The sequence below is a fragment of the Thiohalophilus sp. genome (genome assembly GCF_034521165.1).
GTDB lineage: Bacteria > Pseudomonadota > Gammaproteobacteria > UBA6429 > Thiohalophilaceae > Thiohalophilus.
Genome location: NZ_JAXHMV010000016.1, coordinates 210,626 through 232,426 on the forward strand (window position 1 = coordinate 210,626; position 21,801 = coordinate 232,426).

Below are 21,801 nucleotides of genomic sequence, written 5' to 3' on the forward strand. Positions count from 1 at the left end.
CTCCTACCCCCGCAGACCATACCGCGGGGGTTTCCTCGTCCCTCGTCCCTGTTCACCTGATAGGCCCGATAGAGCGAAGTGCAATCGGGCATCCCCGATGCGCTCTGTCCGGCCTACTTACTGCTCGAAGGGAGTGTAGGAGCGGCTGCGCCGCGACAAACCTGTCCGTTGCCATAGACACTATCGCGCCGAAGGCGCTCCTACCCCCGCAGACCATACCGCGGGGGTTTCCTCGTCCCTCGTCCCTCGTCCCTCGGACCTGTTTATCCGGTAGGCCCGATAGAGCGCAGCGGTATCGGGCATCCCCTAATAGCATGCATGCGTTCCCCCTCCCACAGGGAGGGGGACAGGGGGAGGGGGAGGGGATATAAAAAACCTCGTCACTCGGCCCTCGTCCCTCGGCCCTGTCCATTCAGGACTTCTTCCCAGATCCGTTTCACCAGCGCAAGGTGCTCATCAAACACCTCTTCGGGTGCCAGAACCTTCTGCTCCTGCAGCGCCATGCGGTGGGTGTAGTCCCGGTAGGCGCGGTAGGCGTCCTTGAGCTGTTCGGTGTCGGTCGCGGCCAGCAGGGCGGTGTCGGCCAGGGTGTCGAGAATGCGGATGTTGTCGGTCCAGGTCAGCAGATCGGGATACTGGTGGGCGTAGCCGAGCACGTAGTACTGGACCAGAAATTCGATATCGACCATGCCGCCCTCGCCCTGTTTGATATCCACGCAGCCGGGCGCTTTTTTGGCCAGTTCGGTGCGCATGCGCTGGCGCATTTTGACGACCTCGGCACGCAGTTCCCCCAGATCCCGTTGGCGGCCCAGCACGGTCTGGCGCACCGTGCCAAAGCGGTCGATGATGTCGTGGTCGCCGGCCACGCCGCGGGCCCGCACCAGGGCCTGGTGCTCCCATAACCAGGCCTTGTTGAGTTGATAGCCTTCAAAAGAGGTGAGATTGCTGACCAGCATGCCCGAGGCGCCGTCGGGACGCAGGCGCAGATCGGCATCATAGAGCACGCCGGCCGGGGTGTGGGTGGTGAGAATATGGATCAGTCGCTGGCCGAGCCGGGCATAGAACACCGGCACCGCCAGCGGCTGGTTGCCGTCGGTCATCTCGTTCTGATCCTCGCTGGCGTGCAAAAAGACCAGATCCAGATCCGAGCCGTAACCCAGCTCATAACCGCCCAGCTTGCCGTAGGCGATCACCGCAAAGCCCTTCTCGCCGCTGTCCCGGCTGGCGACCGGCTGGCCGTGGCGCTCGCTCAGATGTTGCCAGGCCTGCTGCAGGGCTTCTTCGAGGATCACCTCGGCGATCCAGGAGAGGTGGTCGCTGACTTTCATCAGCGGCAGCACATCCGAGACATCCGCCGCTACCACGCGCAGCACGTTGGTGTGTTTGAAGTGGCGCAGCGCCTCCATCGCCTGCTCGTGATCGTCGGGCTCGAGCTGGGCCAGCTCGCCGACCAGTTCCGCCGCCAGCTCGGTTTTGGCCGGTGGCGCATAGAGACTGCGCACGTCCATCAACTCGTCGAGCAGTAGCGGATAACGGGACAGATAGCGCGACAACCAGGGACTGGCCTGGCACAGTTTGACCAGCTGCGAGAGCACCAGTGGATTCTCCACCAGCAGGGCCAGGTAGACACTACGCCGGGCGACGGTGCGCACGATCTCCAGCACCCGCTCAAAAGTGAGGTCGGGATCGTCCGCCTGCGCGGCGGCGCCGAGCAGCAACGGCATCAGCCGATCCAGCCGGCGTTTGCCATTGGTGCTCAGCGACTGGTAAAGCCGGCCATCCTGTAAATCGGTTACCCGCGAAAGAACCGCGGCGGGCTGCCGGTAACCGGCCTCCTCCAGCGCATGCGTGGCCTGCTCCTCGTCCAGGTTGGCGTGCCACAGGTCGTAGAAGATGTTTTCATTTTCCTCCTCGACATTCTGCGGCGCCGCGAAGACCTGATCGAAATGGTTATGCACATGCTGGCGATGATGTTCCAGCTCGCCGTAAAACGCTTGCCAGTTGTCGAAGCCCATACTCCAGGCCAGGCGCAGACGCGGGTATTCCTCCTCGGGCAGATCATGGGTCTGCTGATCCAGCACACCCTGCAGGCGGTGCTCCACATCGCGCAGGAAACGGTAACCCGCTGCCAGTTCGCGCACCACGAACTCGGGCAACACATCCCTCTCCTGCAGCAGCGGCAACACCGACAGTACCCGCCGTTCCTGCAGGGCCGGATCCCGGCCGCCGCGGATCAGCTGAAACACCTGGGCGATAAACTCGATCTCGCGAATGCCACCCAGTCCGAGCTTCACATTCTGTTCCAGTCCCTTGCGTTTGACCTGTTTGGCAATCAGGCCTTTCATATCGCGCAGGGATTCGTAGGCGCCGTAATCGAGATAACGGCGATAGACGAACGGATGCAACATGTTCATCAGCTCTTCGCCGGCCGCCTGATCGCCGGCCACCACGCGCGCCTTGATCATGGCGTAGCGTTCCCACTCGCGACCGTGCGCCTGGTAATAGGTCTCCAGCGCATCGAAACTGGTGACCAGCGGCCCGCCGTCGCCGAACGGGCGCAGGCGCATATCGACCCGGAACACGAAGCCTTCCGGGGTCTGCTGATCCAGCACGGCGATCAGCTTCTGGCCGAGTTTGATGAAAAACTCACCGTGGCTGAGGGTGCGCCCCTCGCCGCGGGTTTCGCCCTCCTCGGCAAAGGTAAAGATCAGATCGATATCCGAGGAGACGTTCAGCTCCCACGCCCCCAGCTTGCCCATGCCCATCACCACCAGGTTCATGGGTGAGCCGTCTTCATAACAGGGGGTGCCATACTGATCACAAAAGCGCGGGTATAACCAGTTCAACGCCCCGTCAATACAGGTCTGTGCCAGATGAGTCAGGTCCCGGCAGGTTTCCTCCAGCTCCGCCCAGCCAGCCAGGTCCCGCCACAGGATGCGCACCATCTCGCGATGGCGAAAGCGGCGCAGGACGTGCATCAGCCCCGCCTCATCCTCCACCGGGTCAATCATCGACTGCCATTGCTCGGCAAACTGCGCCTGGTCGGCCGACTGCAACAGCCGCGCCTGCAGGGCAGACAACTCCCCGGGATAACGCAGACACTGGCGGGCCACGTATTCACTGGCCGCCCAGACCACCGGCAGTGACCCGGCAACCGCCTCCTCCAGTGGAGTATCGCCCTGCTGCGGGGCAAACTCCTCCCACCAGCGCGTGACCTGTTCGGCCAGCGGTTCGGGTAACTTCGAAATAGCCTGATCGACGTTGCTGCTCATGGATAAAAAAACCTGATGGGTGTGCCGGATACTATGACCAAAACCGCCTTCTGCAACAACCGGTCTTTTAGAAAGATTGCTGTAAATAACGCAAAGGACGCAAAGACGCGGAGGACGCAAAGGATATTTATTGTAATAATTGAAAGATTACCCAAACACACCCAGCCATTAACATTCCATGATTAATTCAAATCCGTTTATATGCAAACCGGTTCACGCAATCAACATAATGAATACATAAATATTTTCTCTGCGTTCTTTGCGTCTTTGCGTCCTTTGCGTTATTCCCACTGATATATCTATGGCACAAAATAAAAAAGCCCCGCCATTGCTGGCGGGGCTTTTTGTTGTGCCTGGGTTAAGGCCGTCGGGCTTACATCATGCCGCCCATGCCGCCCATACCCATGTCGCCCATGCCACCGGCCGCGCCGGCGCCGGCACCGCCGTCTTCGTCGGGCTTGTCGGCGATCATGGCTTCGGTGGTGATCATCAGGCCGGAGACCGAGGCGGCGTTCTGCAGGGCAGTACGGGTGACCTTGGTCGGGTCCAGAATACCCATCTTGATCATGTCACCGTATTCCCCGGTGGCGGCGTTGTAGCCGTAGTTGTCCTTGCCTTCTTCCACCTTGTTGCAGACCACGGAGGCTTCCTCACCGGTGTTGCTCACGATCTGACGCAGCGGCTCTTCCATGGCGCGGCGCAGGATGTTGATACCAACGTCCTGATCGTGATTGTCGCCGGTCAGGCCATCGATACCGGTGCGGGCACGCAGCAGGGCGACACCACCGCCGGGGACCACGCCTTCTTCCACCGCGGCGCGGGTGGCGTGCAGGGCGTCTTCCACGCGGGCTTTTTTCTCTTTCATTTCCATTTCACTGGCGGCACCGACCTTGATAACCGCCACACCGCCGGCCAGCTTGGCCACGCGTTCCTGCAGTTTTTCCTTGTCATAGTCGGAAGTGGCTTCCTCGATCTGGGCGCGGATCTGGGTGACCCGGGCTTCGATGTCATGCTGCGGACCGGCACCGTCGATGACGGTGGTTTCTTCCTTGGAGACAGTGATCTTCTTCGCCTGACCCAGATCTTCAACGGAGGCTTTTTCCAGCTGCAGACCGACTTCTTCGGAAATCACGGTACCACCGGTCAGCACGGCGATGTCCTGCAGCATGGCCTTGCGACGCTCGCCAAAGCCCGGAGCCTTGACCGCGGCCACCTTGACGATACCGCGCATGTTGTTGATGACCAGCGTGGCCAGCGCCTCGCCTTCGATGTCTTCGGCCACGATCAGCAGCGGCTTGCCGGCCTTGGCAACACCTTCCAGCACAGGCAGCAGTTCGCGGATGTTGGAGATCTTCTTGTCGTGCAGCAGGATGTAGGGATCTTCGAGTTCGGCGGTCATGTTCTGCTGGTTGTTGACGAAGTAGGGCGACAGGTAACCGCGATCGAACTGCATCCCTTCAACCACGTCCAGTTCGTTCTCCAGACCGGTGCCTTCTTCGACGGTGATGACGCCTTCCTTGCCGACCTTGCCCATGGCCTGGGCGATGATGTCACCGACTTCCTGGTCGGAGTTGGCGGAGATGGTGCCCACCTGGGCGATGGCATTGTCGTCGGCACAGGGCTTGGACAATTTCTTCAGCTGCTCGACGGCGGCATTGGTGCCTTTGTCGATGCCGCGTTTGAGATCCATCGGGTTCATACCGGCGGCCACGGCCTTCATGCCTTCGGTCAGGATGGACTGGGCCAGCACGGTCGCCGTGGTGGTACCGTCACCGGCGACGTCGGAAGTCTGGGAAGAGACTTCCTTGACCATCTGTGCGCCCATGTTTTCGAACTTGTCGGTCAGTTCGATTTCATTGGCCACGGAAACGCCGTCCTTGGTGATGGTCGGCGCGCCGAAGCTCTTCTCGAGCACGACATTGCGGCCTTTGGGGCCCAGGGTGACCTTGACGGCATTGGCCAGGGTGTTCACGCCTTTGAGCATTTTATGACGGGCGTCGTCACCAAATTTCAATTCTTTTGCACTCATGTTCCTTCCTCACTATCTTTATAGATAAGCTTTCAATATCGACCGTGGTTGAATCGCCGGATCAGCCTTCAACCACACCCATGATGTCTTCTTCGCGCATGACGAGCAGTTCCTCGTCGTCGACCTTGACCTCGTTACCGGCATATTTGCCGAACAGCACCTTGTCACCCGCTTTAACGTCCAGCGCGCGGACTTCGCCGTTGTCCAGAATCTTGCCATTGCCCACGGCGACCACTTCGCCCTGGCTGGGTTTTTCGGTGGCGGAATCGGGAATGACGATGCCGCCAGCCGTGGTACGTTCTTCTTCCATGCGACGAATAATCACGCGGTCATGCAAAGGACGGATTTTCATTCTCAGTATCTCCTGAATGTTATTGATTTCTTGGATTTCAGATGGTTAGCCCGAACAGCAGCCTGCCCGGGCGGGAATTTCAGTCGGCCTTTTAGCACTCGGCATCGACGAGTGCTAATAATAGCGGTCACGGCCGCACTGTCAAGACCAGTCTCTTGATGGGGTGATAGTGGGAAAATTCAAGGCTCAGTCGTCATCCCGACGCTGAAATTCGCCTTCGATGGTGCGCGGGCCGCCCCCGGGCTTACCGGGGCCGCCACCCGGCGGGCCGGTGCGAATCACGCCGCGCCGGATGGCCCAGCGGATCAGCCCCTGGCGCAGAGGCGCCACCAGCAAAACGAAACCCACCGCATCGGTCACGAACCCCGGCGTCAGCAGCAGCGCGCCCGCGACCACCAGCAGCAGCCCCTCGAACAGCGGCAGAGCCGGCAGCTGGCCCCCGGCCAGCTCCGTCTGAAAACGCATCAGGGTAGAAAAGCCCTGCCAGCGCAACAGGCCGACACCGACCACGGCGGTCAACACCACCAGTAAAATGGTCGGCCAGGCGCCGATCACCTCGCCGATCTGGATCAGAAAATAAATTTCGATCAGGGGAATGGCGATAAACAGAATAAGGAATATTCGAAACAGGGGCATCGTCTTTAACCAGAGGATGGGTTGAGCCGATAGTGTAACAGCTTGATGCTTTGCCAGTCGTGCACCGGGCTGGTATCTTGCACGGCATGAGTGAACTCTCCCAGTGCCTGGTGCTGTGCACCTGCCCCGATACCGACACCGCGCGACAACTGGCCGACCGGCTGGTGGCGGGGCGACTGGCGGCCTGTGTCAATATCGTGCCCGGACTGGAATCGGTCTACGAATGGCAGGGCCAGGTCGAGCGCGACGGCGAGGTGTTGCTGATCATCAAGACCCGGCAGGACCGCTACGGCCAGCTGGAAGAGACCCTGCAACAGCACCACCCATATGAACTTCCTGAAATTCTCAGGGTCTCTCTGGATGGAGGACTGCAGGATTACCTGCAGTGGATTGATAACGCACTGGAATAATAATGATGATGAAAAAACTGTTTGCCACCCTGTTATTTCTGTTTGTATTCCCCGTTGCCGCCGAACAAGAGCTGCTGGAGCCCGACAAGGCGTTTGCCTTCCAGGCCGAGGTCGTCGATGGCGCGATCCAGGCCCGCTGGGACGTGGCTGACAACTATTATCTGTATCGCGGCAAGATCCGTTTCGAGGTCGACAATCCCGCTATCACCCTGGGCGAACCGCAGCTGCCCGACGGCAAGATCAAGGACGACGAGTTCTTCGGCCAGGTGGAAATTTATCGCGGCGGCGTGCCCGTCACGATCCCGATTGAATCCGGCAGCGGCGATTTCACGCTGACGGCCCACTCCCAGGGCTGCGCCGATCTCGGCGTCTGTTATCCCCCGCACCGCCAGGACGTGCTACTGACTGCCACCGGCGCCGCGGCCAGTACGCAGGACAAACCCTCCCTGCAGGATCTGAATGACGATCTCGGCCTGAACCAGGGCGACGATGAGGTCCTGCATCCCGATCAGGCCTTTGCCTTCAGCACGGAAGTCATCAGCGCCGATACGGTGCGGGCCACCTGGCAGATCGTCGCCGACCACTATCTGTATCGCGACAAATTCGAATTTTCCGTCAAGCAGGGCGACGCCCGGGTAGGCGAGGTCGAGCTGCCCAAAGGCAAGGAAAAAGAAGATGAATTCTTCGGCAAGATCCAGGTATTCGAGGGCGAACAGACCCTGACGGTCGATATTCCCCTGGTGCGGACCCGGGGCGAGGCCGGCGAGGTTGAGCTGGCATTTGTCTACCAGGGTTGTGCCGAGAAAACCGGGATTTGCTATCCCCCGATTCGCAAGAGTGAAACCGTCAAGCTGGCCGCCACGAATCAGATTACGCAGGCCGATGATTCCGAGCCGACGGCTCAGACAGGCGAACAACAGCCCATGTCCGAGCAGGACACCATCGCCGCCTCGCTGCAGGCCGGCGGCATCCTGGTCATTCTGACCTTCTTCGGCTTCGGCCTGTTGCTGGCCTTCACCCCCTGCGTGTTCCCGATGATTCCGATTCTCTCCAGCATCATCATCGGCCAGGGGGACAAGATCACCACCGGTCGCGCCTTTACCATGTCCACGGTCTACGTGCTGGCGATGGCGCTCACCTATACCGTTGCCGGGGTCCTCGCCGGCATGCTGGGCGAGAACCTGCAGGCGGCCTTCCAGAACCCCTGGATTCTGAGCAGCTTTGCCGCCGTGTTCGTGCTGCTGGCCCTGTCCATGTTTGGCTTCTACGAACTGCAGATGCCCGCCTCCATCCAGGGCAGGCTCTCCGAAGTCAGTAACCGCCAGAAAGGCGGCAGCCTGACCGGCGTGGCCGTGATGGGCTTCCTGTCGGCACTGATCGTCGGTCCCTGCGTGGCCGCGCCGCTGGCGGGGGCGCTGATCTATATCGGCCAGACCGGCGATGCGGTGCTCGGCGGCATGGCCCTGTTCGCCCTGAGTCTGGGTATGGGGCTGCCGCTGATTGCCATCGGCACCTCGGCGGGCAAACTGCTGCCTCGCGCCGGCGGCTGGATGGATGCGGTCAAGGCCATCTTCGGCGTCCTGCTGCTGGCCGTGGCCATCTGGATGCTCGAGCGGATTATTCCCGACTATGTCGCTCTGTGGCTGTGGGCCGCGCTGCTGATCATCTCGGGCATCTACATGAAAGCGCTGGAACCGCTGCCGGCCGACACCTCCGGCTGGCACCGGCTCTGGAAAGGGCTGGGGATCATCCTGCTGGTCTACGGCATCCTGCTGGTGATTGGCGCCAGTGCCGGCGCCAATGACAAGTTCCGGCCGCTGCACGGCGTGTTTGCCGGCGCCGGGGGCGCTGGCGCCGTCCAGCAACAAAAACTCGAGTTTCGGACGATCAAGACCGTCGAGGACTTCGAGCAGGAACTGGCGCGCGCCAGTGACGCCGGCAAGCCGGTGATGCTCGACTTCTACGCCGACTGGTGTATCTACTGCAAGGATTATGAAAAATACGTCTTCACCGATCAGCGCGTCATCGAGCGGCTGGATAACTTCGTCCTGCTCAAGGCGGATGTGACGGATAACGACGAAAAGGACAAGGCATTACTGCGCAGCTTCAATCTCGTTGCGCCGCCGGCCATTCTCTTCTTCGGCCCCGATGGCGAGGAGCGCCACGGCCGGCGTCTGGTGGGTGCCATGAACGCCGACGAGTTTCATAACCATCTGAACATGATGTCCTTCTAGGTGACGGCCCGCCCCGGTGGCGGGCCTGATCCGGATTTGATTCATTTAACCTCTAACGAACGGAACAGCCGTATGAAACGTTCAGTCTTTATCGCATTGATCATCGTGGTGGCGGCCATCAGTCTGCTGGCCGGCATGTACGCCAACCAGCTGTTTGACGACCAGGACAGCGAAACAGCCACAGCACAAAACAGCAGCGATGCCGCCGGCCCGCCTGAAGTTCGTCCCGATTTCGGCCTGCTCGATCTGCAGGGCAATTTGCGCCATATCAGCGAATGGGACGGTGAGGTACTGATGATCAACTTCTGGGCCACCTGGTGCCCGCCCTGCCGCCGCGAGATCCCCGCCTTCATCGACCTGCAGGAAAAATACGCCGATCAGGGCTTTACCATCGTCGGCATCGCCATCGACACCAAACAGAACGCCATCGACTTCGTCGATCCGATGGGGATCAACTACCCGATCCTGGTCGGCGACAAGGACGGCATCGCCCTCTCCAAAGCCTACGGCAACCGCATGGGCGTCCTGCCCTACACCGTCATCGTCGACCGCGACGGCAAGATCACCGAGACCCATCGCAACGAACTGAGCTTCGAAGACGCCGAGGCGATGATCAAACCCCTCCTGTAAACAAGAGGGCCGAGTTACGAGGGAAGAGTGACGAGGCCCTTTTCTTAAACCCAGCATACAATTCCCTGTGGGAGCGGGCTTCGACCGCGACCGTGCCCGATTCGACAGTCGCGCCCGTGGGGCGCTCCCACCACAGGAACATTGTTCCACTTCTGCTTCATGCCGGCAGACAGTCCCCTGTGGGAGCGGGCTTCGACCGCGACCGACACCCCCTTTACAAACACACCTGTTTGCGAGACAGTTCCCATGAACACAAGGAGGTGTTACATGCCAAATTCTCCAGCAGAGCATCGTCTGCGCATCGGTCGCCGCTCGGAAACCGATCGGATCTATCTCATCACAACCGTTACCGAGCAACGTCAGCCGGTATTTCGGGATCTTTTCCTGGGGCGATTACTGGTAAAGACACTGAAAGATAATCAGAACAATGCAACAACTCTGGCCTATGTAGTCATGCCCGATCATCTTCACTGGCTTATGCAGTTGGGTCACCGACACCCTCTCTGCACCGTCGTCTCAAACATCAAGTCGAACAGTGCCCGTTGTATTAACCTGCAATTAAATCGCTCGGGTCGCCTATGGCAACCTGGGTTTCACGATCACGCCTTGCGTCGTGAAGAAGATTTGAGGAATACGGCCCGTTATGTGATAGCCGACCCCCAGCCGGACTGGCAGTCACATGGCTGATCGCCTGGATCAGCCTGGGGAGCGGCGACCGCGACGTGCAGGTCGCACAGTCGCGACCGTGGGGCGCTCCTACTAAGGGACATTGTTCCACTTCTGCTTTGTGCCAGCAGACAGAGAACCCTGTGGGAGCGGGCCTCGACCGCGACCGTGCAGGATTCGACAGTCGCGCCCGTGGGGCGCTCCCACTACAGGAACATTGTTCCACTTCTGCTTTATGCCAGCAGACAGAGAACCCTGTGGGAGCGGGCCTCGACCGCGACCGTGCAGGGTTCGACAGTCGCGCCCGTGGGGCGCTCCCACCACAGGAACATCTGTTCCACTTCTGCCTTATGCCGGCAGACAGAGTACCCTGTGGGAGCGGGCCTCGACCGCGACCGTGCCCGTGCCCGATTCGACAGTCGCGCCCGTGGGGCGCTCCCACCCACCCGATTCAGCTTTCTTGGTGACTTCGTGTCTTCGTGGTAAATGTTTTCCCTCGTCCCTCCCGAGGCCGCGAGAGACCGAGGGAAGGACTGTGATCGAGTTCAAACCGCCCTGGTGCGAATCTTGCTAGGATTTGCAGCGAAATGGCGGGGAAAACCGGGGTTCTGGACAAACCCCTCATCTTGAGGCAGAATTCCCCTGTGATTGGCCGAAAAAACTGCGTCAAACTGGCGTCGATCTTGCTTCGATCTGTTCAGATATGTAGCCACGATAAATCGACTCAAACGGCCCGCGACGCAATAACAGTCTAATAGATAGCCCATGGCCCAGATACTGGTACTGCACGGACCCAACCTGAACCTGCTCGGTACGCGCGAGCCGGAGCACTATGGCGCGGCCACCCTGGCCGAGATCGATCAGGAACTGGGCCGGATTGCCAGTGAAGCCGGGCACACGTTATCCAGCCTGCAGAGCAACGCCGAGCATGAACTGGTTTCCCGCGTGCAGCAGGCGGCCAGCGAGAACGTGGCCTGGATCATTATCAATCCCGCCGCTTTTACCCATACCAGCGTGGCGCTGCGCGATGCGCTGGCGGCGGTGAAGATTCCGTTTATTGAAGTTCATCTTTCCAACATCCATGCGCGCGAGGATTTTCGTCGTCATTCCTATTTTTCGGAACTGGCCAGCGGCGTGATCAGCGGGCTGGGTGCCTACGGGTACACGCTGGCGTTGCAGTCCGCGCTGCATACCCTGCAGAACAACTAACCTGATAACCTTCTCAAGGCATTACTGTTATGGATATACGCAAAGTCAAAAAACTGATCGAACTGCTGGAAGAGTCCGGCGTTGCCGAAATCGAGATCAAGGAAGGCGAAGAGTCGGTGCGCATCAGCCGCACCGGTCCCAACGCGCCGATGATGATGCAGGCGCCGCCACAACCCGCGCCGGCGGCGGCACCCGCTCCAGTGCCGGCACCGGCGCCCGCCGCCGCCGCGGAAAGCGACGAGCCCACCTTGCCCGAAGGCCATGTGGTCAAATCCCCGATGGTCGGCACCTTCTACCGTGCGCCGTCGCCGGGCGCCAGCGCGTTTGTCGAGGTCGGTCAGCAGGTCAATGCCGGTGATACCCTGTGCATCATCGAAGCCATGAAACTGCTTAACCAGATCGAAGCGGACAAGAGCGGTACCATCAAGGCTGTCCTGGTGGAAAACGGCCAGCCGGTGGAATACGACGAACCGCTGTTTGTCATCGGTTAACAACACCGGCCGCCGCGAGCGGCCCGCCACTTCGCCTTTTGGGCACCAACCAGATTGTGTAAACGATGATAGAAAAAGTCCTGATTGCCAACCGTGGAGAGATTGCGCTGCGCATTCTGCGCGCCTGCCGCGAGCTGGGTATCAAAACCGTCGCGGTTCATTCCGATGCCGATCGCGATCTGAAACACGTGCGCCTGGCCGATGAGTCGGTCTGTATCGGCCCGGCTTCTTCCACCGACAGTTACCTGAACATCCCCGCCGTGATCAGCGCCGCCGAAGTCACCGACTCGATGGCCATTCATCCCGGCTACGGCTTTTTGTCGGAAAACGCCGACTTCGCCGAGCGGGTGATGGAAAGCGGGTTTATCTTTATCGGCCCGCGCCCTGACACCATTCGCATGATGGGTGACAAGGTGCAGGCCATCAAGGCGATGCAAAAAACCGGCGTGCCCTGCGTACCCGGTTCCGACGGGCCCCTGGGCAGCGACGAGGAAACCAATATCCACCTTGCCCGCGAGATCGGTTACCCGATCATTATCAAGGCCGCCGGCGGCGGTGGCGGACGTGGCATGCGCGTGGTGCACAGTGAGGCGGCTTTGCTGAACGCCATTTCCATGACCAAGGCCGAAGCCGGCGGCGCGTTTGGCAACGATATGGTCTACATGGAAAAATTCCTGGAAAACCCGCGCCATATCGAGTTCCAGGTCCTGGCCGATGAACACGGCAATGCCATTCATCTGGGCGAGCGCGACTGCTCCATGCAGCGTCGTCATCAAAAAGTGATCGAGGAAGCCCCCGCCCCCGGCATTACCGAGAAAATGCGCAAGAAGATCGGCGAACGCTGCGCCGAGGCCTGCCGCGAAATCGGTTATCGCGGCGCCGGCACGTTCGAATTTCTGTATCAGGACGGTGAATTCTATTTCATCGAGATGAATACCCGCGTACAGGTGGAACACCCGGTCACCGAAATGATCACCGGCGTGGACATCGTGCGCGAACAGCTGCTGATCGCCTCGGGGAAAAAACTGCGTTATACCCAAAAAGAGATCGAAATCCGCGGCCATGCGATCGAATGTCGCATCAACGCCGAAGATCCGGACAAGTTCATTCCCTCGCCGGGCACTATCACGTCTTATCATGCGCCGGGTGGACCGGGCATCCGGGTCGACACCCATATCTATAACGGTTACCGGGTCCCGCCCTATTACGACTCGATGATTGGCAAGCTGATCGCCCACGGCGAAGATCGCGAGACCGCCCTGGCACGCATGCGCATCGCCCTGAGCGAAATCGTGGTCGAAGGCATCAAGACCAACGTCCCCCTGCACCAGGAACTGATCCGCGACGCCAACTTCCGGGCCGGTGGTACGAACATTCATTACCTCGAAAAACTGTTGAGTGAACGCTAGTTCACTTAACAGTTTTTCAGTGCCGAGGGACGAGTGACGAGTGACGAGGCAAAACAACCGGCTTGTCCTCGTTACTCGTCCCTCGTAACTCGGCCCTTTTCTCTTATGGCATGGCTACAACTCATCATCCCCGCGTCGGCCGAACAGGTCGAACGTCTCAGTGATGCCCTGGAGGAAGTCGGGGCCGCCTCGGTGACGCTGCAGGATGCCGCCGATCAGCCGCTGCTGGAGCCGGCACCCGGCACCACGCCCATCTGGTCCCAGACCCGGGTCATCGGTCTGTTCGAAGCCGACCGGGATCCGGCAACCCTCATCAATCAGATCAACCGGCAGCTGCCCGACCCGGTCAATGACTGGAAAGCTGAGCCGCTGGAAGATCAGAACTGGGTGCGCGCCTGGATGGATCATTTCCAGCCGATGCAGTTCGGCCGCCGGGTCTGGATCGTCCCCGGCGGCTTTACCCCGCCCGATCCCGCCGCCGTGAATATCCTGCTCGATCCCGGCCTGGCGTTTGGCACCGGCACCCACCCCACCACGCGCCTCTGCCTGGAGTGGCTGGACGAACATCCCCCGCGGGATCAAAACGTCATCGACTACGGCTGCGGTTCGGGCATTCTGGCCATCGCCGCCAGCAAACTCGGCGCACGGCAGCTGTGGGGCGTGGATAACGATCCCCAGGCCCTGCTGGCCACCGCCGAGAACCTGCGCAAGAACGGCATCGAGGAAAACGTCTCGCTACACCTGCCCGGGGCCATGCCGGGTGACGTCACCGTGCCGCTGCTGCTGGCCAACATCCTGGCCGGCCCCCTGATCCACCTGGCCCCGCAACTGGCCGGCCATGTCGAGCCGGGCGGCCGCATCGTCCTGGCCGGGATCCTCGACACCCAGATGGACGACGTCATCGCCGCCTACCAGCCCTATTTCGACATACAGCTCTATCGCCAGATTGAGGAGTGGGTTTGTCTAACAGGAGCCAGGTTCCAGAAGCCAGAACCTGGAAACTGATCCAGCGTGTAGGCCCGATAAAGCGCAGCGGTATCGGGCTCTCGAAGATTGCCGGACACCGCTACGCTTTGTCCGGCCTACCAAATCAGGTTCCAGGACCTAGCACCTAGAAACTGATATAGCATGGTATGATCAAACCCATGTCTCGCACCGCCACAAAACCATTCCCGACACCGTTATGCTGACCTGTTGTCCCGCCTGTCGTACCTGTTTCCGGATCACCGAGGCCCAGCTGGCGGTGGCGCAGGGCAAGGTGCGTTGCGGCAAATGCAAGACCGTTTTCAATGCCAGGCAGCATTTGCAGCCCGTGCCCGGTCAGAGTCCACCGGCCTCGTCCACTGCATCGACAACTCCGGCCGGGGATCAAACGGATCATATTGATCTGTTCCGCGCCCCGCAGAGCGAAGAGCGTCCCCCCGCAGCCAGCGATGAAGCCGCCTCCACCGGCATTGCCCCGACGGCGGCCGGGAGACCGCCCGAACCGGAATCCGACAGCAGCGACGACACCGAAAGCGACGTCGATGCCGTTTCGCTCATGCCGTCCGCGGATCAGTCCGGGCCCACGACGCCAGCCCCGTTCAAAACCGACGAAACGCCGGACGTCTCTGCGACCGAACAGGCGCAACCTGCCGGGGACGAGGCCGAACCCGAAATCGAAGCGGACGAGCCGGAACCCGAACCGGCCACCGTCGAAATGCCAATGCCGGACCTGGCGGAGCGGAAGACGGACGCCGTTACCGACTCGCCGGCCGGCAGCGAATCCGTGAGCGAACCGGAAGAACCGGAAACCGAGCCGGCAACTGTCGAAATGCCGATGCCGGACCTGGAAGAACGGGAGACGGACGCCGTTACCGAATCGCCGGCCGACAGCGAATCCGTGAGCGAGCCGGAAGAACCCGAGCCCGAGCCGATCTCGGCGACCGAGCGTCCCCGTTATCAATACAACGAATTCACCGATGAAGTGCTCTCGGACCGGGAACTGGATGACATCCTGGCGGAGATGGACCAGCAGTTGTCGCTGGGCATCGACAACCCCGACACCGAATTGCCGGGCTCCCTGGCGTTACCGGACGAGCCGCCGCCCACCGAACCGGATGAACTGGGCGAGGCCATCGACAGCCTGTTTGACGATATAAAACGCGAACCGTCTGCCGACGAGGAACCGGCTTGGCCGGCCCCAAAAACGGCAGACGCGGCCGGCACCGCCACGACCGGACCCGGGGAAGCAGCGACGCCGCAGGCATTCGAGGACGAGCTCGAAGATTGGCCAATCGACCAGGTCGATGAAGCGGACACTCGCGATGAGACCGCCCCCCAGCCGCCACCGACGCTGGACGAGGAGCCGGAACCGGTGCCGCTGCGCCTGCGGGAGTCACTGGCGATCGAACCGCCCGAACCGCGCAGCTGGCTGGCCACCCTGGGTGGCAGTTTGTTATTCCTGATATTGGTGGCGCTTTTGATTGGCCAGCTGGCCCTGTTCCGGCCGCTGGATGTAGTCCGCTATGTCCCGCAAAGCCAGCCCTGGCTGGAACAGTTCTGCCAGCAACTACCCTGCCGCTTCACCCCGTACCGGGATACCGATCGCCTCCGTCTGCTTAACCGCGACGTGCGGGCCCATCCCGATCAGGATGATGCCCTGTTGATCAGCGCCACCCTGGTCAATGAAGCCGAGGTGGCCCAGGCCTACCCCGCCGTGCGGGTCACGCTGTTTGATTTATCCGGCAACCGGGTGGCCCGGCGCCGCTTTACGCCAGCCGATTATCTGGGCGAACGCCATTCACCGTTTATGCAGATGCAACCGGACACCCCCTTGCAGATCAAACTCGAAGTGGCGGACCCGGGCAGCGAGGCGGTGAACTTCGAATTCGATTTTCAGTAACCGACGCGCCTCGCACACGACCTCAAACAGGCGGTGCGTGTAGATCAGCTTTGCGGGAATCGCAAGGCCTGCGGAGCGGTTTTCCTGCTTTATCCTCTGCACCCGAACGGGTATGATGATCCGCCTCGTGCCGCGGGGCACGAGTCAGCCTGAAGACATCACTATGCGTATCGGCCCTTATCAGCTCAACAATCCGTTGATCCTTGCGCCCATGGCGGGCGTGACCGATCTGCCGTTTCGCCAGTTGTGCAAACAACTGGGCGCCGGCATGGCCGTGTCCGAAATGGTCTCGTCCAATTCCCTGTTGTGGGGCAGTAAAAAGACCGAACGGCGTGCCAGTCACGAGGGCGAGATCGAGCCCAAGTCGGTGCAGATTGCCGGTGCCGATCCGCAAATGATGGCCGAGGCCGCGCGTCACAATGTCGAACGCGGCGCCCAGATCATCGATATCAATATGGGCTGCCCGGCCAAGAAGGTGTGCAATGTCATGGCCGGCTCGGCCCTGCTGCAGGACGAGCCGCTGGTCGAGCGCATCGTCAAAGCCGTGGTCGATGCGGTCGACGTGCCGGTGACCCTGAAGATCCGCACCGGCTGGGACAGCCAGCACAAAAACGCGCCGCTGATCGCCCGCATCGCCGAAGAAGCCGGTATCCAGGCGCTGGCCATCCACGGCCGCACCCGGGCCGATCAGTACAACGGCGAGGCGGAGTACGACACCATTGCCGAGGTCAAATCGCGGGTCGCTATTCCGGTCATCGCCAACGGAGATATCAGCACGCCGCAAAAAGCGGCCTATGTTCTGCGGCATACCGGCGCCGACGCGGTCATGATCGGCCGCGCCGCCCAGGGCCGCCCCTGGATCTTTGGCGAAATCGAACACTATTTACAAACCGGCGAGTTGCTGCCGGAGCCGTCCGCGGAAACCATCCGCGACATCCTTGTGGGCCATCTGAAAAATCTATATGCCTTTTATGGCGAACACACCGGCGTGCGGGTGGCCCGCAAACATATCAGCTGGTACAGCAAGGGACAGTCTCATGGCGCGGCCTTCCGTCAGGCAGTGAATCGCGTCGACAGCGTGGAGCAACAGCTGGATATGATTTATGACTTTTTTGAACGCTTAATCAATCGGGAGGAACTTGCCGCATGAGTGAAGCAGTGGCTATGGAAAACGCTGTGGTGACCAATAACAACACTTTCGACTCGTCCCAGAAACCTCTGCGGGATTGTGTTGCGGATGCGATGGATAACTATTTCCGTCAGCTGGAAGGCCATCCAACCAACGATCTGTATAAAATGGTGCTCGCCGAACTGGAAGAGCCGCTGTTTCGTGCCGTGCTGCAGCACACCGGCGGCAATCAGAGCAAGGCCTCCGAAATGCTGGGCATCAACCGGGGCACCCTGCGAAAGAAACTCAAGCAGTACGGATTACACGACTGACACCGGACATCACAATCGATAAGCACAACGTCGGCCACGGCAATCCCGTGGCCGAATTGTTGGTGGGGAACTCACAATCATGAATAAAATCCAGCGCGCGCTGATCAGCGTCTCCGATAAAAGCGGGATCGCCGAATTTGCCAGACAACTGCACGAGCAGTTCGGGGTCGAGATCCTCTCGACCGGCGGCACGGCAAAGTTGCTGAGTGAGGCCGGTATTCCGGTTATCGAGGTGTCCGACTACACCGGTTTTCCGGAAATGATGGACGGGCGGGTCAAGACCCTGCATCCGAAGATCCACGGCGGACTGCTGGGTCGGCGCGGCACGGATGACGCGGTGATGCAGGAACATGCCATCCCGCCCATCGACATGGTGGTGGTGAACCTCTATCCGTTTCGCGAGGCCATCGCCAAACCCGACTGCGATCTGCCCACCGCGATCGAAAACATCGATATCGGCGGGCCGACCATGTTGCGTGCCGCCGCCAAGAACCATGCCGGGGTGGCGGTGCTGGTCAACAGCATTGATTATCCGCGCGTGCTCGAAGAGATGGCCGACAACGACGGCGCGCTGAGCGATGCCACCCGTTTCGATCTGGCGGTTAAAACCTTCGAGCATACCGCCGGTTACGACGGCGCGATTGCCAACTACCTGGGCGCGATCGACAGCGAGGGACAACACGGTGGACTGCCGCGCACCTTCAACAGCCAGTTCCACAAAGTCCAGGCCATGCGTTATGGCGAGAACCCGCATCAGGCGGCCGCTTTTTACGTGGAAGCCGATCAGCACGAGGCCTCGGTGGCCACCGCGCGCCAGCTGCAGGGCAAAGAGCTGTCCTACAACAACATCGCCGACACCGATGCGGCACTCGAATGCGTCAAACAGTTCGACACCCCGGCCTGCGTCATCGTCAAGCACGCCAACCCCTGCGGGGTTGCCCAGGCCGAGAACCTGCTGCTGGCCTATGATCGTGCCTATGCCACCGATCCCGAATCGGCCTTCGGCGGCATCATCGCCTTCAACCAGGAACTGGATGCCGAAACCGCCAGAGCGATCGTCGAGCGCCAGTTTGTCGAGGTGATCATTGCGCCGGGTGTCAGCGCCGAGGCCATCGAGGTGGTCGCGGCCAAGAAGAACGTGCGCCTGCTGGCCTGCGGCGAGTTCAGCAACGGCCAGTCGCGGCTTGACTTCAAACGGGTCAACGGCGGCCTGCTGGTGCAGGAGGCCGATCTGGCTTTATATAATAACCTCAAGGTGGTGACCCAACGCCAGCCCTCGGAGCAGGAGATGGGTGATCTGCTGTTCAGCTGGCAGGTGGCCAAGTTCGTCAAGTCCAACGCCATCGTCTATGCCCGCGAGCTGATGACCGTGGGCGTCGGCGCCGGTCAGATGAGCCGGGTCAACTCGGCGCGCATCGCCGCCATCAAGGCCGAACAGGCGGGGCTGGAAGTGCCCGGTTCGGTGATGGCCTCCGACGCCTTCTTCCCCTTCCGCGACGGACTGGACCAGGCCGCCGAAGCCGGCATCCGGGCCGTGATTCAGCCCGGTGGCTCGATGCGCGACGAGGAAGTGATCGCCGCCGCCGACGAACACGACATTGCCATGGTCTTCACCGGCATGCGCCATTTCCGTCATTGAACAGCCACCTGGCATGAGCGACACGCGTATGAAAATTCTGGTCATCGGCGGGGGCGGCCGGGAGCACGCCCTGGCCTGGAAAGCCGCCCAATCCGAACGGATCGAGACCGTGTATGTTGCCCCCGGCAATGCGGGCACCGCCCGTGAACCCGGTCTGCAAAACGTGGCCATCGGCGCCGAGGACATTCAGGCCCTGCTCGAGTTTGCCCGCAGCGAGGCCATCGACCTGACCCTGGTCGGCCCCGAGGCGCCGCTGGTGGCCGGCGTGGTGGATGAATTCAGCGCCGCCGGCCTGCCCTGTTTCGGCCCCACCCGCGCTGCCGCGCAGCTGGAAGGCTCCAAGGCCTTCACCAAGGATTTTCTGCAGCGGCATCAGATTCCCACCGCCGCCTACGGCAATTTTACCGACGTGGACGAGGCCATCGCCTATGTCCGCCAGCAGGGCGCGCCCATCGTGGTCAAGGCGGACGGGCTGGCCGCCGGCAAGGGGGTCATCCTGGCCCAGAGTGAGGACGAGGCCATTGCCGCGGTACGCGACATGCTGGCCGGCAATGCCTTCGGCGACGCCGGCCACCGGGTCGTCATCGAGGAGTTTTTGCAGGGCGAGGAAGCGAGCTTCATCGTCATGGCCGACGGCGAGCACATCCTGCCGCTGGCCACTTCCCAGGACCACAAGGCCCGCGACGACGGCGATCGCGGCCCCAATACCGGCGGCATGGGGGCCTACTCGCCCGCGCCGGTGGTCACCCCCGGGATTCACGCGCGCGTCATGCGCGAGGTCATCGAACCGACCGTGCGCGGCATGGCGGCTGAGGGCCATCCCTATACCGGGTTCCTCTATGCCGGGCTGATGATCGGCCCGGACGGCACGCCCAAGGTGCTCGAATACAACTGCCGTTTCGGCGATCCCGAGACCCAGCCGATTCTCATGCGCCTGCGCTCGGATCTGGTCGCCCTGTGCGAGGCGGCGCTGGCGCAACGGCTGGATCAGATCGAGGCCGAGTGGGACCCTCGCGCCGCGCTGGGGGTAGTGCTGGCGGCCGGCGGCTATCCGGACAGCTATCGCAAGGGCGATGTTATCGCGGGGCTCCCGGACGAGACGCCCGACAGCAAGGTGTTTCATGCCGGCACCGCCGAACAGGACGGGCAGATCGTGACCAGCGGCGGGCGTGTGCTGTGCGCCGTGGGACTGGGCGAAACCGTCAGCGAGGCCCAGCAGCGGGCCTATGCGCTGGTGCAGCAGATCCACTGGGACGGGGTCTATTACCGCAACGATATCGGTCATCGCGCGATTGCCCGCGAACAGGGTGGTAACTAGGCCGAATCGCCGCGATTTCCCTGTCTCGATAAATCAACCGATGGCGAGACTTCCAGCAGCCATTCCATTAGAATAGGCGGCTCGCTCGCGGCCCGGGGCCGCCGCAGAACAACCGAATTCATTACAACAACATTTCCAACGTTTGACCCAAGGGAGATCCCATGTCTGCAAAACATCCCATTATCGCGGTCACCGGCTCCTCCGGCGCCGGGACCACCACGGTAAAAGACGCCTTTGAGCACATCTTCTTCCGCGAGCAGATCAATCCGCTGGTGATCGAAGGGGATAGCTACCACCGCTATGACCGCGCCGCCATGAAAGAGGCGATTGCCAAGTTTGCCGAAGAAGGTAAGCAACTGAGCCATTTCGGTCCGGAAGCCAACCACTTCGACCTGCTGGAAGAGACCTTCCAGACCTACGGCAAGACCGGCACCTGCAAGCGCCGCTATTACCTGCACAGCGACGAGGAAGCGGCCGAGCACAACAGCCGCCTGAACACCGATCTCACCCCCGGCCAGTTCACGCCCTGGGAAGAAATCAAGGAAAAGACCGACCTGCTGTTCTATGAAGGGCTGCATGGCGGTGTTGCCGACGGCGATATCGACGTGTCCAAATACGTCGACCTGCTGGTCGGCGTGGTGCCGATCGTCAACCTGGAATGGATCCAGAAGATCTTCCGCGACAACGAACAGCGCGGTTACTCCGCCGAGGCGATCGTCGACACCATCCTGCGTCGCATGGAAGACTACGTGCACTACATCACGCCGCAGTTCTCCCGCACCCATATCAACTTCCAGCGGGTGCCGACGGTGGATACCTCCAACCCGTTCATTGCCCGGGATATCCCGACGCCGGACGAAAGCTTTATCGTGATCCGTTTCAGCGACCCGACCGGGATCGATTTCCCCTATCTGCTGAACATGATCCCCGATTCGTTCATGTCACGTCGCAACACCATCGTGGTACCGGGCGGCAAGATGGGCTTCGCCATGGAGCTGATCCTCAACCCGCTGATCCACGACATGATCCAGCAAAAGAAAAAAGCCTGAGACGTCACTCCCAGGCCAATAAAAAACCGGGCTCTGCCCGGTTTTTTTATGTCCGAACAAAACCAGCGTATCGATAACCGAGCCGGTTACATGCTAGCATGATCGGTCCTGACAACCGGCAGATAGAGCGACA

The 21,801-nt window shown here is 61.0% G+C and carries 18 protein-coding genes; 14 read left to right on the plus strand and 4 right to left on the minus strand.

What is annotated here, in order from left to right; genetic code table 11:
- Positions 1-380 precede the first annotated feature (380 nt).
- From glnE to U5K34_RS15550, 4 genes are all read right to left on the minus strand, one after another.
- Positions 381-3,272: a bifunctional [glutamate--ammonia ligase]-adenylyl-L-tyrosine phosphorylase/[glutamate--ammonia-ligase] adenylyltransferase gene (gene glnE, locus U5K34_RS15535; RefSeq protein WP_322569316.1), complete on the minus strand. Its 2,892-nt coding sequence runs from the start codon at positions 3,270-3,272 to the stop codon at positions 381-383.
- 373 nt (positions 3,273-3,645) lie between these two features.
- Positions 3,646-5,301: a chaperonin GroEL gene (gene groL, locus U5K34_RS15540; protein ID WP_322569317.1), complete on the minus strand. Its 1,656-nt coding sequence runs from the start codon at positions 5,299-5,301 to the stop codon at positions 3,646-3,648.
- 61 nt (positions 5,302-5,362) lie between these two features.
- Positions 5,363-5,653, minus strand: coding sequence for a co-chaperone GroES (groES, locus tag U5K34_RS15545; protein ID WP_322569318.1), 291 nt, complete (start codon positions 5,651-5,653; stop codon positions 5,363-5,365).
- Positions 5,654-5,839: 186 nt separating this feature from the next.
- Entirely contained in the window at positions 5,840-6,289 is a 450-nt protein-coding gene (locus tag U5K34_RS15550; RefSeq protein WP_322569319.1) for an FxsA family protein, read from the minus strand.
- Positions 6,290-6,375: 86 nt separating this feature from the next.
- Between U5K34_RS15550 and cutA the strand changes: the two genes are divergently transcribed.
- From cutA to U5K34_RS15620, 14 genes are all read left to right on the plus strand, one after another.
- A complete protein-coding gene (gene cutA, locus U5K34_RS15555; protein ID WP_322569320.1) occupies positions 6,376-6,699 on the plus strand; it encodes a divalent-cation tolerance protein CutA in 324 nt (107 codons plus the stop codon).
- An 8-nt stretch (positions 6,700-6,707) separates the two neighbouring features.
- Entirely contained in the window at positions 6,708-8,933 is a 2,226-nt protein-coding gene (locus U5K34_RS15560; RefSeq protein ID WP_416224125.1) for a protein-disulfide reductase DsbD, read from the plus strand.
- A gap of 72 nt (positions 8,934-9,005) precedes the next feature.
- A complete protein-coding gene (locus U5K34_RS15565) occupies positions 9,006-9,563 on the plus strand; it encodes a TlpA disulfide reductase family protein (RefSeq protein WP_322569322.1) in 558 nt (185 codons plus the stop codon).
- 267 nt (positions 9,564-9,830) lie between these two features.
- On the plus strand, positions 9,831-10,250 hold the full coding sequence (locus tag U5K34_RS15570; protein WP_322569323.1) for an REP-associated tyrosine transposase: 420 nt from the start codon (positions 9,831-9,833) through the stop codon (positions 10,248-10,250).
- Between the two features lie 744 nt (positions 10,251-10,994).
- Positions 10,995-11,438: a type II 3-dehydroquinate dehydratase gene (gene aroQ / locus U5K34_RS15575; protein WP_310693515.1), complete on the plus strand. Its 444-nt coding sequence runs from the start codon at positions 10,995-10,997 to the stop codon at positions 11,436-11,438.
- 29 nt (positions 11,439-11,467) lie between these two features.
- Positions 11,468-11,929 (plus strand): acetyl-CoA carboxylase biotin carboxyl carrier protein, encoded by a 462-nt coding sequence (gene accB, locus U5K34_RS15580; protein ID WP_322569324.1) that lies wholly within the window; start codon positions 11,468-11,470, stop codon positions 11,927-11,929.
- A 65-nt stretch (positions 11,930-11,994) separates the two neighbouring features.
- On the plus strand, positions 11,995-13,338 hold the full coding sequence (gene accC, locus U5K34_RS15585; protein WP_322569325.1) for an acetyl-CoA carboxylase biotin carboxylase subunit: 1,344 nt from the start codon (positions 11,995-11,997) through the stop codon (positions 13,336-13,338).
- Positions 13,339-13,443: 105 nt separating this feature from the next.
- Positions 13,444-14,343, plus strand: coding sequence for a 50S ribosomal protein L11 methyltransferase (gene prmA, locus U5K34_RS15590; RefSeq protein WP_322569326.1), 900 nt, complete (start codon positions 13,444-13,446; stop codon positions 14,341-14,343).
- A 178-nt stretch (positions 14,344-14,521) separates the two neighbouring features.
- Complete coding sequence (locus tag U5K34_RS15595; RefSeq protein WP_322569327.1) at positions 14,522-16,222, plus strand: DUF3426 domain-containing protein; 1,701 nt, start codon at positions 14,522-14,524, stop codon at positions 16,220-16,222.
- A gap of 163 nt (positions 16,223-16,385) precedes the next feature.
- Complete coding sequence (gene dusB / locus U5K34_RS15600; protein WP_322569328.1) at positions 16,386-17,372, plus strand: tRNA dihydrouridine synthase DusB; 987 nt, start codon at positions 16,386-16,388, stop codon at positions 17,370-17,372.
- The gene (gene fis, locus U5K34_RS15605) at positions 17,369-17,662 is read left to right on the plus strand and encodes a DNA-binding transcriptional regulator Fis (protein WP_322569329.1); all 294 of its coding nucleotides are present in this window, start codon (positions 17,369-17,371) and stop codon (positions 17,660-17,662) included. Before dusB ends, fis begins: the two co-directional genes overlap by 4 nt.
- A 79-nt stretch (positions 17,663-17,741) precedes the next feature.
- Positions 17,742-19,301 (plus strand): bifunctional phosphoribosylaminoimidazolecarboxamide formyltransferase/IMP cyclohydrolase, encoded by a 1,560-nt coding sequence (gene purH, locus U5K34_RS15610; protein WP_322569330.1) that lies wholly within the window; start codon positions 17,742-17,744, stop codon positions 19,299-19,301.
- Positions 19,302-19,329: 28 nt separating this feature from the next.
- The gene (purD, locus tag U5K34_RS15615; RefSeq protein ID WP_416224126.1) at positions 19,330-20,619 is read left to right on the plus strand and encodes a phosphoribosylamine--glycine ligase; all 1,290 of its coding nucleotides are present in this window, start codon (positions 19,330-19,332) and stop codon (positions 20,617-20,619) included.
- A 161-nt stretch (positions 20,620-20,780) separates the two neighbouring features.
- Positions 20,781-21,668: a phosphoribulokinase gene (locus tag U5K34_RS15620; protein ID WP_322569332.1), complete on the plus strand. Its 888-nt coding sequence runs from the start codon at positions 20,781-20,783 to the stop codon at positions 21,666-21,668.
- The last annotated feature ends 133 nt before the right edge of the window (positions 21,669-21,801 follow it).